Here is a 14,219-nt window from a genome sequence, read left to right as displayed (position 1 = left end):
CCATGGCCGCTACCCCTCCTGTCTGTGAGTTCGGCTGGCCGGCGGTCGACGCGAGGCTTCCCGGAGTAGATGGTCTCACCCACTCCATATTCGATCAGGCCGGCCCGAAGGGGCTGGTCGTCACCTTCATCTGCAATCACTGCCCCTATGTGAAAGCGGTCATCGCCCGCATCGTGCGGGACGCGATCGACCTCAAAGATCACGGCGTCGGTTTCGTGGCGATCAGCGCCAATGATGCCGAGGCCTATCCACAGGATTCGTTCGACAACATGAAGCGCTTCGCTTCGCAAAACGCCCTGCCCTTTCGCTATCTATACGACGAGGACCAATCCGTCGCCAACGCCTACGGCGCCGTCTGCACGCCAGACTTTTTCGGCTTTAACAAGGACATGAAGCTGCAATATCGCGGGCGACTGGACGCCTCGCGCAAGGAGATCGGCCCTGGCGATCTGAGGCGCGACCTTTACGAGGCGATGGTCATGGTCGCGCTGTTTGGCAAAGGTCCGTCGGAACAACAGCCTTCAATGGGCTGCTCTATCAAATGGAAAGTTTCGCCCTATCAGGTCTGAATAGCTATTTCGTTTGTTCCGCCGGCCGGTACCCGGCACTCGTCTCTGCCCTGCCGGGCATCCCCCCACGAGGAGGGAGATTGGCACAAGCTAAGCCCTGCCCGAGAGTGAGCTTGCAAACGTCGAGGTCACTGGACTGATTGAGCGGGACGTCGCCGACCTCTCCCCTTGTGGGGGATATGCCCGGCAGGACGGAGGGGGAATATCAAGGGCTGCGCTCAACCGACTTGGCCGTGAACGCCTCAGCCCCCGCCCGTTTTGGCGCCTCCCGACAGGAGGCAACGGGCGGGGTCCGAGGGAGGAGGCGTTCGGCCCCGCTGATGTTGCGGGGCGCCATGGCGAGCGCAGAATGTCAGGCCGGCAGCGCGCCGGACTGTTTGGCGATGTGCGTGGCGATTGCATCCATCAGCGCCGGCGACAAGCAATCATAGGGCGGCAGCCCGAGTTCTGTCAGGCGAGCGCGTATATCCGACATCCTGTCGGGGTTGACCCCGCTTTCGATCACCGAAGAAACGAAGGCCGCGAAGGCCGGCGGCGACCAGCCCGTTTCGTCGCTGAGCTCTGTATGCACGAAATCGAGGCCATAGAAGGGATGCTTGGTGTTCTCGATCCGGCCATACATATGCGTGCCGCAATCCTTGCAGGCGTAACGCTGGATTGTCGCGCTTGGATCAACGATCTGCAGCTTTTCTGAACCTGAGGCGACATTCACCTTGTCGCGGCTGACAACCGCGATCTGCGCGAAGGTAGCGCCGTCCGGCTTCCAACATTTGGTGCAGCCGCAGGCATGGTTGTGTGCCGTCTGTGCGCCGATCCTAACGGTCACCGGATTGGTAGCGCATTTGCATTTGAGCGTGCCACCCTGAAAGTCCGGACTTGCAGGCGGAAAACCGTTGTCGATGGACGGATGTAGCTTAAGCATTTGTTCCTCCTCTCTCTTGAACGTCTTCAGGTCCTTCCTGAGAAAGCAGGATCAAGGCAAATGCCGTCGGCGGCAATATAGCGGAAAGTGTCGGTTTTCGGCGTCGGCCGCCTGACACCATCGCGCGCCTTGCGCGATCCGTCGCTGTAGCTGATGTGGCTGATCTCAAGCCCGGTCATGATGTACGTCCCTGGAGAGCAATGCCGATCCTGTCGCCAAATCGCTCGCAATCGTCGCCGGTCTCCCGGTAAGGCGCAGGCACCTCCGGGCCAGCCGGTGCGCCTCGACCTGCGAGTGGGTCACGAGAATGACGGCAGGGCCGGTTTCCGCGATCAGCGCCTCGGTCAGCGCCAACATTTCCTCGGCGGTCGCCGCATCGAGCGACACATAGGGCTCGTCCAACACGAGAAGCTCGGGCCGTCCGGCAAAAGCGCGCGCCAGCGCCAGCCGTCGCTGCTGACCGAGCGATAGCTGGCCGGGAAAGAGCTGGGCCTTGTCAAGGATGCCGATCCGCTCCAGCGCCGAATGCGCCGCTTCCGTCCCAAGCTCCGGGTGCACCAGCGTCAGATTTTCAAGGACACTGCGCCAAGGCAGCAGAACAGGCTCCTGAAACACCATGGCGATCTTTTCCGGCCGGGTGATCCTACCCTCGAAAGCCTGGTCGATGCCGGCGATCAGCCGAAGCAGGGTCGATTTGCCAATCCCTGACGTCCCGAGGATGGCGACGGTCTCGCCGATCTCCATCTCGAAACGGATATCGTGCAGGATCTCCTCCTCCCCGAACGCCTTTCGCCTGACATCAACCTTGATCATGCCGTCCTCCAGCGCCGTACGCGGCGTTCGGACGGCTGCAGGATCAGCGCCTCGACCAGCAGCATTACGCCGACGAAAGAAAGCGCGTAGACGAGCACCATGGCAACGTCGAAAAGCTGAAAATAGAAATGGATCTGGAAGCCGATACCGCTGGAGCGCCCAAGAAACTCGACCACCAGCACGATCTTCCATATCACCGCGATGCCCGAGCGGGCGGCAGCGGCAATGAAAGGTGCAAGCTGCGGCATGACGACGTGGCGCAGTCGCGCCAGCGGCCGCATGCGATAGACCTGGGCCATCGCGCCAAGGTTCGGATCGAGCGCACGCGCGCCCTCGCGCAGGATCGTGGCGACATTCGGAATCTTGTTGAGCACCACGGCGATGATCGCCGCGGTCTCGTTGAGCCCGATCCAGAGATAGCAGAGCACGATGAGCACGAGAGCCGGCAGGTTGAGGAACACGACCAGCCACGGATCGAGCCATTGGTCGACGGCAGGAACGCGCCCCATCAGGTAGCCGAGCGCTACGCCGATGGCCATCGCCGGCACGAAGGCGCAAACCACACGCCACAGCGTGATGCCGAGATGATAGGGCAAAGCGCCGGAAGCAGCGGCTTCGGCAAAAGACGGCCACAGCGCCCATGGCTGAGGCAGGACGGACGTGTCTGCGGTCAGTTCGGCCGCGACGATCCAGAGCAGCAGAAGGAGCCCGAGAGAAAATGCGCGCACCAGCGCAGGGCTTTGCAGCGTCTTAGTCAAGGTGCAGGAACAATCCATTGGGCAGGCTTGTTGCCTTGCCGACGAGCTCCGCCCCGCCGAGGTCCGCCATCAGCCGCAAGAACCGGTCGGCGGCCGCCTCGTCGATCGGTCTGCCGCTCGGAATGCCGGCGCGATAGCCGTCGCGCAGCGCAATGAATTCAGCGTCGTCTCCCGCATTCATCTTGTCCCGCAAGCCCTCCCATACCTGGTCGTCGTTGCCAAGCAGATCCTTGGCCGCGCGCGATGCCGCATAAAGAGCCTTTACGATGTCTGGATGGGCCGCCGCATACTCGCCCTTCAACACATAGCCAAGCAGCGGCGTGTCGGGATCGAGCTTGAGCGCCGCTGCGGCATCGGAGACGGAGATCAGCTCGTGCATGCCCTTGGCCTTCATCTTCGCAAGGAAGTGCCAGAAATTGATGGTGCCTGCCGTCTCGCCGGAAAGGGCCGACTTGAAGATCAGCGGCGGCGCTCCGAACACCTGCTCGGTCTCGGCGGCCAGGTCCATGCCGTATTGCTGCTTGGCATAGGCGCGCAGGATCAACCAGCTCTTGTCGAGCGGCCCGCCGGCGATGCCGATCTTCTTGCCGGCAAGATCGGGCAGCGCCTTGATGCCGCTGTCATCCTTGACCACCAGCCCGCCGACGGCCAGTGAATAGGGAATGAAGACGTAATCCTTGCCAGCCGCACGCTGGTTGGCCACCCATATCCAGTCGGCCACCATGGTGTCGGCCTCGCCGCCCTCGAAGGCCACGCGCGTCGCGCCATTGTCCGCATAATCCTGGACCTTGAGTTCGAAGCCGTTCTTTCGGTCGAACTCATGGCCCTTGATGGTGGAGATTTCCCAGTTGACGGTACCCGACGCCAGCATCGCTGCCCGTAACTGCGGGAGATCCTCGGCCATGGCAGCCGTCGCTCCGAACGCAAACAGACATCCGGCCAGAAATCGTTTGAAAAGGTTCATTGCTCTCCCCCAAGCCTTTGGACTCGCCGTCCAGCGGCCTCCTCGTGCAGCCTGCTCACTGAATAGAAATCTGCACCTTCTGACTGTCGCTTGAGGTGTCCGGAATCTTCACCTCGTAGCTGCCCGGCTTTATCGCGATAAACGACAGCGTCGCTGTGCCCGCCTCGTCGAATTCGAGGCTGTCAATCGCCATGGGACGTACTTCTATGCCGTTGATGACGATCTCGTTCATCCAGATCGCGCGAAAGAACGGCGCACCGGTGAGTGCCAGTTCCGCCGACCCGTCCGCCGTGATGCGCATTTCGTAATAGGCGCCGGACTGCAGCGCAATGGCACCCTTGCCCAGCGGCTTGCCGGAACTGAGCGTGATCTCGATCGGCTCGCCCCGGTTGCATTTGGCAAGCAATCCGGAAAAGCCGAGCTCGCCGCAAAGCGGCGCGGCACCGGCCGGACCTGCCAGAAAGAGCGCCGCAAGCACCGCGAAAATCAATCTGTGCACGATGAAAATCCTCCCAATATCTCTTAATCCATGGCTCTCGCTTAATTCGGGGCGACCACAACCCCCCAAGGCTGCTCGCCGACCTGAACCGAGCGGATCACCGTTTCCTCCTTGACGTCAATGATACTAACGTCGTTAGAGTTTCCATTCGTGGTGATCAGGAATTCCTCGCCCGGGGTGAATGCCATTTGCCAGACACGCTGTCCGACGAGCAGGTAATCGATAACTTCGTCGCGCACAGCGTCGATCACCGCGACACGGTTGGCCGGGCCGAGCGCCACGAAAACACGCGAGCCGTCCTTGGTCGCCTTGACGCCCACCGGCTGCAACCATTCCGGTTGAATGCCCGGCACGGCAAAGCTGATCTTCTTGGCGATCGCCGGTTCGGGCGCCATCAGGTCGATCACCGAAACCGTGCCGCCGATTTCAGAGCTCACGTAAAGCTTCTTGCCGTCGGCCGTGAATTCGGCATAGCGCGGGCGCTGGTCCACCCGCACGTTGTGCACGATCTCGTAGGTGGAGGCATTGATGAAATGCGCCATATTGGTGGTTTCGGAGGTATTGATGATCGTCTTGGCGTCCGGACTGACTGCAACACCTTCCGGTTCGACGCCGACGGGCACCTCGGCCAGAACCTGGCGCGTCTTGACGTCCACGACGGTTACCAGATTGTCGTCCTCGTTGGCGACGTAGAGAGGATTACCTGAAGGATCGAGAGCGAAGAGTTCCGGATCCGGGCCTGACGGCAGCGTATGCAATTCCTTGTAGGTTTCGGGATCGAAGACCCGGACGGTGTCGTCGTCCGAGGCGCAGACATAGAGTTCCTTGCCATCCGGGCTGATCGTGATGCCGCGCGGCCTGTTGCCGGCCGGAAAAGTGGCGATCACCTCCCAGCTTTGGCTGTCGAGCACGGTCACGTTGTTGCTGCGTTCATTGGTGACGAACACCTTGTTGGCCTCGGCAGGACCGGCAAACATCAGAACGGCCGGCAGGAGCACCAGTACGGATCTCAGCATTCTATCCTCCAAAGGCTTGGCAGGCGGTTTCGGGTGCATCGATGCCCAGCGTGTCGAGCGGCGAATGCTGATGCAGATAGCCGTCCTGCGGCGAAACGGACACCGTCACCCGGCCATCGGTCAAAAGGACCGGCTGGCGCATTTGCCCGTTCCAGGTGCGGAAGGTCAGCTTCTGGCCCTTGAACGCCGCCAATTCGAAGTCCGGCGAAAGGGCATAGGCCCTGATGGTCGCGGGGTCGGCCTTGCCCGACTGCGTCACCGCCTCGCCGATCACACGCATGGCAAGCCAGGTCTGGTAGTCCTCCTCACGCATATTGCGGCCGGTCAGTTTCTCGAAGCGGCGCTGGAACTGCGTGGCGCCCCAAGCTTCATGCGCGGCATGCCAGGACGCCGCACGCAGGCCCGCAGAGCCTACAACAGGCTTCGGGTCCCAGGTATGATAAGGCAGGTAGGGCGCGAAGACGCCGGCTTCGTCGGCCGCGACGATCACGTCATAATCCTCGGCATCCTGAGTAAATATCGGGATCTGTCTTTGCACCATGACATGGCCGGTATCGGTGCGCCGAGCGCCGCCGGTGTCGACGAACTCGCGCTCTTCGACGATCTCCGCACCGAATTTAGCGGCCGATTTGCGATAGCTGTCGGCGAGCAGCTTGTCTTCGGGATGCGAACCGTGGATCAGCAGGACGCGCGACCATTTCTTCCACATGAGGAACTGGACGACACTGTCGCTGAGCATGGAGCGGCTCGGCGAGACGTGCAGCACATTGGCTCGGCAGTCGCCGTCGCGCAGCGTCTCGTCGCGAGCGCCGGCGTTCAAAAGCAGCACCTCGGGCCCGGCCTTGTCAGACAGAGCCTTGAGGATATCGCCCTCGGCGATCACCGCAATGAGGCCGATGCCTTCGGCTTTCAACGCATCGAGCGCGGCGGCCGCCTGCTCCGGCGAAACTGCTCGCGTTTTCAGCGTGTAGTCCATGCCCGTGAATTGGCCGGTCGTCCGATTGTCTTCGTTCCCCAGCATCCCGCCGGCAAAACCCAGGTCGGTAGGCGGCGCATCGAGCCGCGAGATCGGCGGGCCGGCCACACGGTCAACCCGCAGCACGGCCGTCTTCACCTCCATCGCCCGCAAAGGGAGCGCGACGAGCACCGTCGCGCAAAAAACGGCAAGCGTAAGCGAAAGGCTAGACATTGCCGGAACGACCTCCCAATCTTCCTGCCTTCGGAAGATTAACAGCGCAGTTTGTGTTGCAAAACCGATACTTAAGGAGCGTGGTTTAGCAAAATGTGTGTGCTACGCTTAGCCCATGCAACGCATTTTGATCGCGCTTATACTGGCCTTTTCGACCACGGTTGCCTTGGCGGCTCTGGACAAGCCGCTGAAGCCGGGCGCCAAGGTGGCGTTCCTCGGCATGACCTTCACAGATTGGTCGACGGAGGGCGCCTACAACGGTGTGCGTCCCGACGAAACAGCGCGGATTAAGCTGCTGGAGGGCGCTACACGCGACCGCTTCGTCGAGGAAGGTTTCGTCATCCTCTCGAATGATCCCGTGGCGACCGAACTCGCCAGTACGGTCAACCCGGCCGACTGCTACGGCTGCGACGTGCGCATGGCCGCCCGACTCGGCGCCGACTATGTGCTGGTCGGTGAGGTACAGAAGATATCCAACCTCATCCTGTCGATGAACCTCGTGCTGCGCGACGTGCGCTCCGGCGAGACGCTGCGCGGCCTTGCAGTTGATATCCGGTCGAACACTGACGAAAGCTGGATGCGCGGCATCCGTTACATCCTGAAAAATCACTTCTTCAAATCGTGAGGCCTATCATGCGATATTTCGGTCACTTCCTGCTGACATTCTTGCTGATGTTGCCAAGCTTGGCCCTGGCCCACGGCCCGACACGGCAGAAGCTGGCGCTCTCGGTCGATGTCGCAGCGGCACCGGAAGCAGTTTGGGCAGTGATCGGCAATTTCCAGGATATGAGCTGGCACCCGGCCGTTTCTTCGACCACCGGCCAGGGTGGCAATGCACTCGACGCCACGCGCGTGCTGACGTTGAAAGCGGCCGGCGGCCCGACAATCTCCGAAGTCCTTTATAAGTATGATGCAGCGAAAATGTCCTACTCCTACCGCATCACCGAAGTCGCCGTGGAGGTGCTGCCCGTCACCAATTATTCCGGACATCTGACAGTGACCCCGAACACTGGCGGCGGCTCGCATATCGAATGGAAGGGCGCTTTCTATCGCGGCTATCCGAACAATGATCCCCCCGCCAACCTGAACGACGAGGCAGCCCTCGCCGCGGTTGGCGCGGTATATAAGGCCGGCCTCGATGCGCTCGAAAAGAAGTTTGGCAAATAGGCGCCTCCTCCTCGCCGCGGTGCTCGTCGGCCTGACGACCCCAGGAAGCGCTTTCGCGGACTATGCCTATGTCACCAATCAGTCGTCCAGCGATCTGAGCGTGATCGATCTCGACCGAATGGCCGAGGTCGAACGGGTTCCAGTGCCGGGCCAGCCGGCAGGCATCGCAGTCGCCCCTGAGCTTGGTGCGGTCTTCACCGTCAGCCCGGAAAGCAAGATGCTGCGCCGCTACGGCATGCCGGCCTCTACGCCGGAAGCGGAGCGCAGCCTTGACGGCGGGCCGATCGGGATTGCGGTCGATGAGCGGCGCGGCCGGCTTTTTGTGTCGGACTGGTACAATGCGCGGGTCTGGGTCGTCGCCGCTGACGGCCTTGCCACGTTGAACGTGCTTTCAACCGGCAGTGCACCAGCCGGCCTTGCCGTTTCCCCCGACGGGCAGTGGCTGGCGACCGCCGACCGGGACGCCAACCAGGTCTCCATTTTTGACGCCGAGACGCTGACGCTGCGCCATCGCGTGACCGTCGGTTTGCGTCCGTTCGGCGTCACGTTTTCGCCGGACGGCCGGCTGTTCTCCGCAGATGTCGGCAGCAACACGGTGACGGCCGTCGATCCGCTCAGCGGTCGGGTTCTCGGCCATGCAGCAACCCGCGAACGACCCTATGCGGTGACCTTTGCCTCAGGCCGGGGGTTCGTCACCAACCAGTATGATGACAGTGTCAGCGTCTTCGACGCGCAAAGCCTGGCCACGGTCACCGTCATCGATACCGGCGAATATCCGGAGGGCATCGACACAACGACGGATGGCCGACAGGTCGTCGTGGCGAACTGGTTTTCAAACAGCCTCACCGTCATCGACGCCGAAAGCCTGGAGATTATCGGCGAGATCGCAACCGGTGACGGGCCGCGCGCTTTCGGACGGTTTCTCTCCGCGGCGCCGGCGCCCGGTCAGCTCCGGGAGCCTACCGCACGGCAGTGATCATCAATGCCCACCCGGCTCCGGTGTGAGGCGGTCAGTCGGATAACCGGCCGATGTCCAGCCGTCGGTGCCCTCGGGATACCAGAAGACATGCGTATAGCCATATTCCAGGGCACGCTTGGCGGCGTTCCAGGACATCCAGCAGCCGTCGAGGCAGAAGAACAGCACCGGCCGTTCCTTGTCGCCGCCCGTCGCCTTTTCCAGCCCGACGCGAAAATAACTCTGCATGGTGTCCGCCAGACGGCCATAGCCGACGTTCGGCAGCCACAGGGCGGCAGGAACGGATAGTCGCGGCTTTTCGTTCCAGACCGTTCCCGCCGGCAGGTTCTCCGGCTTCGGCGCCCGCGGCAGGACGTCGATGAAGGCAACCCGGCCCGCCTTCCACAACGTATAGGCGGTTTCGGTCGAGACCACGGTGGCACCGGAAAGCGTTGCCGGCACCTCGGCGCGGTATTCGCTTTCGCGATAGCCGGTCGGCTCCTCGGTGGCCCCGACTGGAAAAGCGACAAGCAAAAACAGGGAAAGGAGCCGCAGGCGGGTCATTTTGGCAGCTCGAGCGGACCTGTCCCCATATCGTTCAGGAGCGGCACACCCGTCTTTGCGAGAATGGCGTTGATCTCGGACTGGTTTCGGCGGATCAGGGAATTCAACTTGCGCTCCCAGACCTTCTCGCCTTGCCGCACGCCCATGGTGATGCGGTAGAAGAGCTTCGGCGGCGTCGGCTCCGACAAAAGCGGCGTCGCCTTCAGATCCGGATGGCTTGCCTTGACCAGTGGTGCGCCGATCGGCCCCCAGAGGATGGCTGCGTCGATGGCACCGGATTTCAGGTCGGCGAGCATGTCGTCGGCTGGATCCTCATAGCGCCGATCGACCATCAGATGGTATCCCTTCGCTTTTGGCAGAAGCCCGTTTCTTGCCATATGCGTCGCCGGCGGGGTTCCCGCGACGATGCCGATCCGCTTGTCCTTGAGAAGGGGGTCCGTCAGTGTCTTGACTTCGGCCAGCGGACCGCTCGACGCGACGATCAGCACATAGGCCGAGGTATAGTAATGGTTGGTGTTCAACACCATTTCGTCGCCCTGGGCGAAGCCAATGACCACATCACAGGCGTTGGCTTGCAGGGTCTTGCGAATAAAGCCGGTCGCCATGGGAAACCAGGTGTATTCCAGCGGCAGCCCTAGCTTCGCCGCCATCAGCTCGGCGATCCGGTTCTCGAACCCCGCACCTGAGCGATCCGACATCGGCAGATTGGCCGGATCGGCGCAGACCCGAAACGCCTTCTTCGACACCAGGTCCGAAGTCTGAGCCGCCGCCGGTGCGGCGCCGGCAACCGCGACGAGCAGAACGCCGGCTGCCGCAAAGCGGCTAATGGCCAAGACAGTCGCTTTCAGTATCCCGGATCGCATCCGATTTCGGCTCCTTCTTGGCCGGGCGACCCCGCGGCAGCGCATCGGCTCCGCGCGCCTTCAGATAGGTGTAGATGTCGTCGAGATAGCACATCACATTGGCGTTCTGACCAAAGGCGGGCATTACCGAGTTTTCGGCAACGTTCACCTTCTTGCGCCCGTTCGTGACGACTTCGACAAAATCGTAGTAGTCCATCGTTATGGCGGACTTCTTCAAGGCAGGCGCATAGCTCGAACCTTCGCCTTCGGGACCATGGCAGACATGGCATTCCGAGTGATAGCGGCGGAAGCCCGAATAGGTCATCCAGTCGACCGTACCATCCTTGGCGATATTGAAGGTCGGAACGTCGTCGGCAGTGTAGTAGCGTCCATTTTCGTGGCGGGCAGCCGTGATATTGTCCTTTGCCGCCGGGGCGTCCTGTGCGCCTGCGGCGCCGGCCATAAGCGTCCACGCGGCGAGGATCATCGGCAGGGCTGGTCTTGTTCTAGTCATCTTGCGTCCTTTTAGGCAGAGAGCGAACCGGCGCGGGCTTCCACCACCCGCGCCAATTCAGTGGGCGAAGATTGCCTTTAGTTCGGCAGCGAGAACACGGTGAGCGTGCCGCCCAGCGCGGTGTAGTTGCTGAGGGCGGAATAGCCGCCGACCGCTCCGAGACCGTCATTCGGGTTGGTAAGCCCGGCTGCCAGGCCGATACCCGCCCAGCCCCCGACACCCGAGAGCACGGCCACGTACTGCTTGCCGCCATGGGAATAGGTCATCACGTTGCCGATCACCCCGGAAGGCGTCTTGAAGCGATAGAGCTCCTTGCCTGTCGCGGCGTCGACGGCCTTCAGATAGCCCTCGAGCGTTCCGTAGAAGACCACATCACCCGCTGTTGCCAGCGCGCCCGACCAGACGGAGAACGCTTCCGGCAGGGACCACTTGATCTTGCCTTCCTTATTGTCCCAGGCAATGAAGTTACCCATGCCTCCGTGGCTGTCCTTCGGCGGATACATCGACAGAGTGGCGCCGACATAGGGCTGACCCGCGGTGTAGGTTACCCGGAACGGCTCGTAATCCATGCAGACGTGGTTGGTGGGAACATAGAAAAGCTCGGTCTTCGGCGAGAAGGCGGCGGGTTGCTGGTCCTTCGTGCCGAGCGCCGCTGGGCAGATGCCCGTGGAGTTGGTGTCCTCGCCGTTCTTTTCGGTCGAATACTGCGCCACGACCTGCGGCCGGCCGTACTGGTCGGACTTCGGATCCATGACCACTTCGGTCGCCCAGTTGACGGTCGGATCGTATTTCTCCGCCACCAGCAGTTCGCCGGTCACGCGATCGAGTGTGTAGCCGAAGCCGTTACGATCGAAATGGGTCAGCAGCTTGCGATCCTTGCCGTCAACCTGCTGCTCCGTCAGGATCATCTCGTTGATGCCGTCATAGTCCCATTCGTCATGCGGCGTCATCTGGTAGACCCATTTGGCCATGCCGGTGTCGACATCACGGGCCCAGATGGTCATCGACCAGCGGTTGTCGCCGGGTCGTTGGGTCGGGTTCCAGGTCGAAGGGTTACCCGATCCGTAATACACCAGGTTCTCGTCGGGATCATAGGAATACCAGCCCCAGGTCGTGCCGCCGCCGATCTTCCACTGATCGCCTTCCCAGGTGGCCGTACCGGAGTCCTTGCCGACGGGCTTGCCCAGGTGGGTGGTTTTTTCAGGATCCATCAGCGTATCGCTGTCCGGGCCCATGGAATAACCGCGCCACAGCAGCTTCCCATCTGCCATCGAATAGGCCGTCACCGAACCTCGAACCCCGAACTCCCCGCCGGATATGCCGACGATAACCTTGTCCTTCACCGGCAAAACGGTGGCGGTATTGGTCTCGCCCTTCGAAGGATCGCCGTTCTTGACGCTCCAGATCACCTTGCCGGTCTTGGCGTCCAGCGCCACGACCGTCGTATCGGCCTGATGCAGGAAGATCTTGTTATCGGCATAGGCGACGCCACGGTTGACCGTGTCGCAACACATCACGGGAATGACTTCCGGATCCTGTTTCGGCTCGTATTTCCAGACGATCTGACCTTCCTTGCTGAGATCCAGCGCATAGACCGTATTCGGGAACGGCGTATGGACATACATCATGTCGCCGATAACCAGGGGCGAGCCTTCATGACCGCGCAGAACGCCGGTCGAGAAAGTCCACGCCACCTGCAGTTTGCCAACGTTATCCTTGTTGATCTGATCGAGCTTGGAGTAGCGCTGGTTGGCATAGTCGCCGGTTTGGATCGCCCACTGGTTGGGGTCGTCGATCTGTTTCTGCAACTCTGGATTGGCGAGGGCGACTTGCGCGCCGCCTATCGACATCAAGGCAAGCATTGTAAGAAGTCGTTTCATTTCATCCTCCTCTTGAGTGCTGCCGATCAGGGCAATTCACCCCGCTCGCCCCGGGAAAACCTTGCGGTCTCCTCTTTCCCGGTATCGGCTTGCGATACTAATCCCCGTTGCCGGGGCTACATTCCTCCTGCTGGTGTTCGGCCCTTCCTGCTTGCATCAAGGAAAGGTCGCCAAGTACGCGATCAGATCGGCGCGCTCCTGATCCTTGCGCAATCCCGCAAAGCTCATCTTGGTGCCGGGTAGGAACCCTTTCGGGTTGGTCAAAAACTCACCGATCTTGTCCGGCGTCCACACCAACCCGGCCTCGGCCTCTTTGGTCAGCGCGGGGGAATAGCTGAAGCCTTCGACCTTGCCGGCCGGCCGGCCGATTACGCCCGTCAGCGCAGGGCCGGTTTTCGATTTGGCATCTGCACCGACCGCGTGGCAGGCCTGACACTTGCGAAAGACTTTCTCGCCCGCCGCTGGATCGCCGGCTGAGGGATCCAGGGCAAGCGCCGGCGCAACAGCGCCTCCGATAATTCCGCCGAACAGGACTGTTGCCGCCAGTACGATGCCAAGTCTTGAAGCCATGCCTTCCTCTCCCTTACGCGGCGTTCAGCCGCTCTGCATGCCAGCGCACGTGGTCCTCGCCAAAGCTCGCCACGAAAAAATAGCTATGATCGTATCCCGCCTGCATCCTGAGGACGCCGGGCTGCCGCCGCTCCGCCAGCAGCCGCGCCATCGCCTCGGGCTGTAGCTGTTCCAGAAACTGGTCCGCCGCACCTTGATCGATCAGGATATCGCCGTGCCAGCCGTGTTCGCTGAGCAACAGGCAGGCGTCGTAGTTGCCCCAGTGGGCCTCGTCGTCGCCGAGATAAGCCGAAAACTGCTTGCGGCCCCAGTCGGACCGGGTCGGATTGACAATCGGCGCAAAGGCCGAAACCGAGCGGTACATTTCCGGGTTGCGAAAGGCGATCGTCAGCGCGCCATGGCCGCCCATGGAGTGCCCGGTAATGCCGTTGACACCATTGATCGGCAATTGGTCCTGCAGCAGTGCCGGCAATTCCGTGACGATGTAATCGTACATCCGGTAGTGTCGTGCCCAGGGCTTCTGTGTCGCATTGACGTAGAACCCCGCGCCCTGGCCGAGATCGTAGGCCTCATCGTCGGCGACGCCTTCGCCGCGCGGCGATGTGTCGGGGAAAACCAGTCCCAGCCCATGCTCCGCCGCGGACCGCTGCAGGCCGGCCTTGATCATGGCGTTCTCATGCGTGCAGGTCAGCCCCGAGAGATACCACAGCAGCGGGACCGGACGCGTCCGCGCCTGCGGCGGCATAAAAAGGCCGAATGTCATCTCGACGCCGCAAACCCCGGACGCGTGCCGGTAAACCGACTGCGTCCCGCCGAAACATTGGTTTTGCGTTACGAGTTCCATCTTCGCGCTCAATAAAGGACGACGCTGCGGATGCTTTCGCCGGAATGCATCAGCTCGAAGCCCTTGTTGATGTCGTCGAGCGGCATCGTGTGGGTGATCATCGGGTCGATCTCGATCTTGCCCTCCATGTACCAGTCGACGATCTTCGGCACG

At 61.7% G+C, this 14,219-nt stretch carries 18 protein-coding genes and 1 pseudogene; 4 read left to right on the top strand and 15 right to left on the bottom strand.

Going from position 1 to position 14,219, the window contains the following annotated elements; all coding sequences use genetic code 11:
- The first annotated feature begins 2 nt into the window (after window positions 1-2).
- Window positions 3-569, top strand: a complete 567-nt coding sequence (locus QN224_RS19930; RefSeq protein ID WP_269275164.1) for a thioredoxin family protein — start codon at window positions 3-5, stop codon at window positions 567-569.
- A 352-nt stretch (window positions 570-921) separates the two neighbouring features.
- On the opposite strand, the gene gfa is transcribed toward QN224_RS19930, so the two are convergent.
- From gfa to QN224_RS19890, 8 genes are read right to left on the bottom strand one after another with little or no spacing between them, the layout of a single operon-like run.
- The gene (gene gfa, locus QN224_RS19925) at window positions 922-1,491 is read right to left on the bottom strand and encodes an S-(hydroxymethyl)glutathione synthase (RefSeq protein ID WP_173514387.1); all 570 of its coding nucleotides are present in this window, start codon (window positions 1,489-1,491) and stop codon (window positions 922-924) included.
- Window positions 1,492-1,517: 26 nt separating this feature from the next.
- Window positions 1,518-1,670, bottom strand: coding sequence for a hypothetical protein (locus QN224_RS19920; RefSeq protein WP_173514386.1), 153 nt, complete (start codon window positions 1,668-1,670; stop codon window positions 1,518-1,520).
- Window positions 1,657-2,304 (bottom strand): ABC transporter ATP-binding protein, encoded by a 648-nt coding sequence (locus QN224_RS19915; RefSeq protein ID WP_283978061.1) that lies wholly within the window; start codon window positions 2,302-2,304, stop codon window positions 1,657-1,659. The genes QN224_RS19920 and QN224_RS19915 overlap by 14 nt, the downstream gene beginning before the upstream one ends.
- A complete protein-coding gene (locus tag QN224_RS19910) occupies window positions 2,301-3,080 on the bottom strand; it encodes an ABC transporter permease (RefSeq protein ID WP_283978060.1) in 780 nt (259 codons plus the stop codon). Before QN224_RS19910 ends, QN224_RS19915 begins: the two co-directional genes overlap by 4 nt.
- The gene (locus tag QN224_RS19905) at window positions 3,055-4,026 is read right to left on the bottom strand and encodes an ABC transporter substrate-binding protein (RefSeq protein ID WP_283978059.1); all 972 of its coding nucleotides are present in this window, start codon (window positions 4,024-4,026) and stop codon (window positions 3,055-3,057) included. The genes QN224_RS19910 and QN224_RS19905 overlap by 26 nt, the downstream gene beginning before the upstream one ends.
- A gap of 55 nt (window positions 4,027-4,081) precedes the next feature.
- The gene (locus tag QN224_RS19900; protein ID WP_173514382.1) at window positions 4,082-4,525 is read right to left on the bottom strand and encodes a hypothetical protein; all 444 of its coding nucleotides are present in this window, start codon (window positions 4,523-4,525) and stop codon (window positions 4,082-4,084) included.
- A gap of 41 nt (window positions 4,526-4,566) precedes the next feature.
- Window positions 4,567-5,541, bottom strand: a complete 975-nt coding sequence (locus QN224_RS19895; RefSeq protein ID WP_173514381.1) for a YVTN family beta-propeller repeat protein — start codon at window positions 5,539-5,541, stop codon at window positions 4,567-4,569.
- Window position 5,542: 1 nt separating this feature from the next.
- A complete protein-coding gene (locus QN224_RS19890; RefSeq protein WP_283978058.1) occupies window positions 5,543-6,730 on the bottom strand; it encodes an ABC transporter substrate-binding protein in 1,188 nt (395 codons plus the stop codon).
- Between the two features lie 115 nt (window positions 6,731-6,845).
- Between QN224_RS19890 and QN224_RS19885 the strand changes: the two genes are divergently transcribed.
- The 3 genes from QN224_RS19885 to QN224_RS19875 are packed head-to-tail and all read left to right on the top strand — an operon-like array spanning window position 6,846 to window position 8,873.
- The gene (locus QN224_RS19885; RefSeq protein WP_283978057.1) at window positions 6,846-7,355 is read left to right on the top strand and encodes a DUF3280 domain-containing protein; all 510 of its coding nucleotides are present in this window, start codon (window positions 6,846-6,848) and stop codon (window positions 7,353-7,355) included.
- An 8-nt stretch (window positions 7,356-7,363) separates the two neighbouring features.
- Window positions 7,364-7,897, top strand: coding sequence for an SRPBCC family protein (locus QN224_RS19880; protein WP_173514378.1), 534 nt, complete (start codon window positions 7,364-7,366; stop codon window positions 7,895-7,897).
- Window positions 7,887-8,873 (top strand): beta-propeller fold lactonase family protein, encoded by a 987-nt coding sequence (locus QN224_RS19875; protein WP_283978056.1) that lies wholly within the window; start codon window positions 7,887-7,889, stop codon window positions 8,871-8,873. The genes QN224_RS19880 and QN224_RS19875 overlap by 11 nt, the downstream gene beginning before the upstream one ends.
- 3 nt (window positions 8,874-8,876) lie before the next feature.
- On the opposite strand, the gene QN224_RS19870 is transcribed toward QN224_RS19875, so the two are convergent.
- From QN224_RS19870 to QN224_RS19840, 7 genes and pseudogenes are all read right to left on the bottom strand, one after another.
- Entirely contained in the window at window positions 8,877-9,416 is a 540-nt protein-coding gene (locus QN224_RS19870) for a PQQ-dependent catabolism-associated CXXCW motif protein (protein ID WP_173514376.1), read from the bottom strand.
- Window positions 9,413-10,279, bottom strand: a complete 867-nt coding sequence (locus tag QN224_RS19865; RefSeq protein WP_173514375.1) for a substrate-binding domain-containing protein — start codon at window positions 10,277-10,279, stop codon at window positions 9,413-9,415. Before QN224_RS19865 ends, QN224_RS19870 begins: the two co-directional genes overlap by 4 nt.
- Window positions 10,239-10,772, bottom strand: coding sequence for a c-type cytochrome, methanol metabolism-related (locus QN224_RS19860; RefSeq protein WP_173514374.1), 534 nt, complete (start codon window positions 10,770-10,772; stop codon window positions 10,239-10,241). The genes QN224_RS19865 and QN224_RS19860 overlap by 41 nt, the downstream gene beginning before the upstream one ends.
- A 77-nt stretch (window positions 10,773-10,849) precedes the next feature.
- Window positions 10,850-12,652: a lanthanide-dependent methanol dehydrogenase XoxF5 gene (gene xoxF5 / locus QN224_RS19855; RefSeq protein ID WP_173514373.1), complete on the bottom strand. Its 1,803-nt coding sequence runs from the start codon at window positions 12,650-12,652 to the stop codon at window positions 10,850-10,852.
- 156 nt (window positions 12,653-12,808) lie between these two features.
- A complete protein-coding gene (locus tag QN224_RS19850; RefSeq protein ID WP_173514372.1) occupies window positions 12,809-13,222 on the bottom strand; it encodes a cytochrome c family protein in 414 nt (137 codons plus the stop codon).
- Between the two features lie 13 nt (window positions 13,223-13,235).
- A complete protein-coding gene (gene fghA / locus QN224_RS19845; protein ID WP_173514371.1) occupies window positions 13,236-14,066 on the bottom strand; it encodes an S-formylglutathione hydrolase in 831 nt (276 codons plus the stop codon).
- A gap of 8 nt (window positions 14,067-14,074) precedes the next feature.
- Window positions 14,075-14,219, bottom strand: a pseudogene (locus QN224_RS19840) (S-(hydroxymethyl)glutathione dehydrogenase); the annotation flags it as partial.

Origin of the sequence: Sinorhizobium sp. 7-81, from assembly GCF_030124405.1 — a bacterium.
GTDB classification, from domain to species: domain Bacteria; phylum Pseudomonadota; class Alphaproteobacteria; order Rhizobiales; family Rhizobiaceae; genus Sinorhizobium; species Sinorhizobium psoraleae.
This window is presented reverse-complemented; position numbering and strand designations above follow the sequence as displayed.

Coding starts and splice junctions, on each gene's coding strand:
- QN224_RS19930 (WP_269275164.1), top strand. CDS start 3: ATGGCCGCTACCCCTCCTGTCTGTGAGTTCGGCTGGCCGGCGGTCGAC.
- gfa (WP_173514387.1), bottom strand. CDS start 1,491: ATGCTTAAGCTACATCCGTCCATCGACAACGGTTTTCCGCCTGCAAGT.
- QN224_RS19920 (WP_173514386.1), bottom strand. CDS start 1,670: ATGACCGGGCTTGAGATCAGCCACATCAGCTACAGCGACGGATCGCGC.
- QN224_RS19915 (WP_283978061.1), bottom strand. CDS start 2,304: ATGATCAAGGTTGATGTCAGGCGAAAGGCGTTCGGGGAGGAGGAGATC.
- QN224_RS19910 (WP_283978060.1), bottom strand. CDS start 3,080: ATGGATTGTTCCTGCACCTTGACTAAGACGCTGCAAAGCCCTGCGCTG.
- QN224_RS19905 (WP_283978059.1), bottom strand. CDS start 4,026: ATGAACCTTTTCAAACGATTTCTGGCCGGATGTCTGTTTGCGTTCGGA.
- QN224_RS19895 (WP_173514381.1), bottom strand. CDS start 5,541: ATGCTGAGATCCGTACTGGTGCTCCTGCCGGCCGTTCTGATGTTTGCC.
- QN224_RS19890 (WP_283978058.1), bottom strand. CDS start 6,730: ATGTCTAGCCTTTCGCTTACGCTTGCCGTTTTTTGCGCGACGGTGCTC.
- QN224_RS19885 (WP_283978057.1), top strand. CDS start 6,846: ATGCAACGCATTTTGATCGCGCTTATACTGGCCTTTTCGACCACGGTT.
- QN224_RS19880 (WP_173514378.1), top strand. CDS start 7,364: ATGCGATATTTCGGTCACTTCCTGCTGACATTCTTGCTGATGTTGCCA.
- QN224_RS19870 (WP_173514376.1), bottom strand. CDS start 9,416: ATGACCCGCCTGCGGCTCCTTTCCCTGTTTTTGCTTGTCGCTTTTCCA.
- QN224_RS19865 (WP_173514375.1), bottom strand. CDS start 10,279: ATGCGATCCGGGATACTGAAAGCGACTGTCTTGGCCATTAGCCGCTTT.
- QN224_RS19860 (WP_173514374.1), bottom strand. CDS start 10,772: ATGACTAGAACAAGACCAGCCCTGCCGATGATCCTCGCCGCGTGGACG.
- xoxF5 (WP_173514373.1), bottom strand. CDS start 12,652: ATGAAACGACTTCTTACAATGCTTGCCTTGATGTCGATAGGCGGCGCG.
- QN224_RS19850 (WP_173514372.1), bottom strand. CDS start 13,222: ATGGCTTCAAGACTTGGCATCGTACTGGCGGCAACAGTCCTGTTCGGC.
- fghA (WP_173514371.1), bottom strand. CDS start 14,066: ATGGAACTCGTAACGCAAAACCAATGTTTCGGCGGGACGCAGTCGGTT.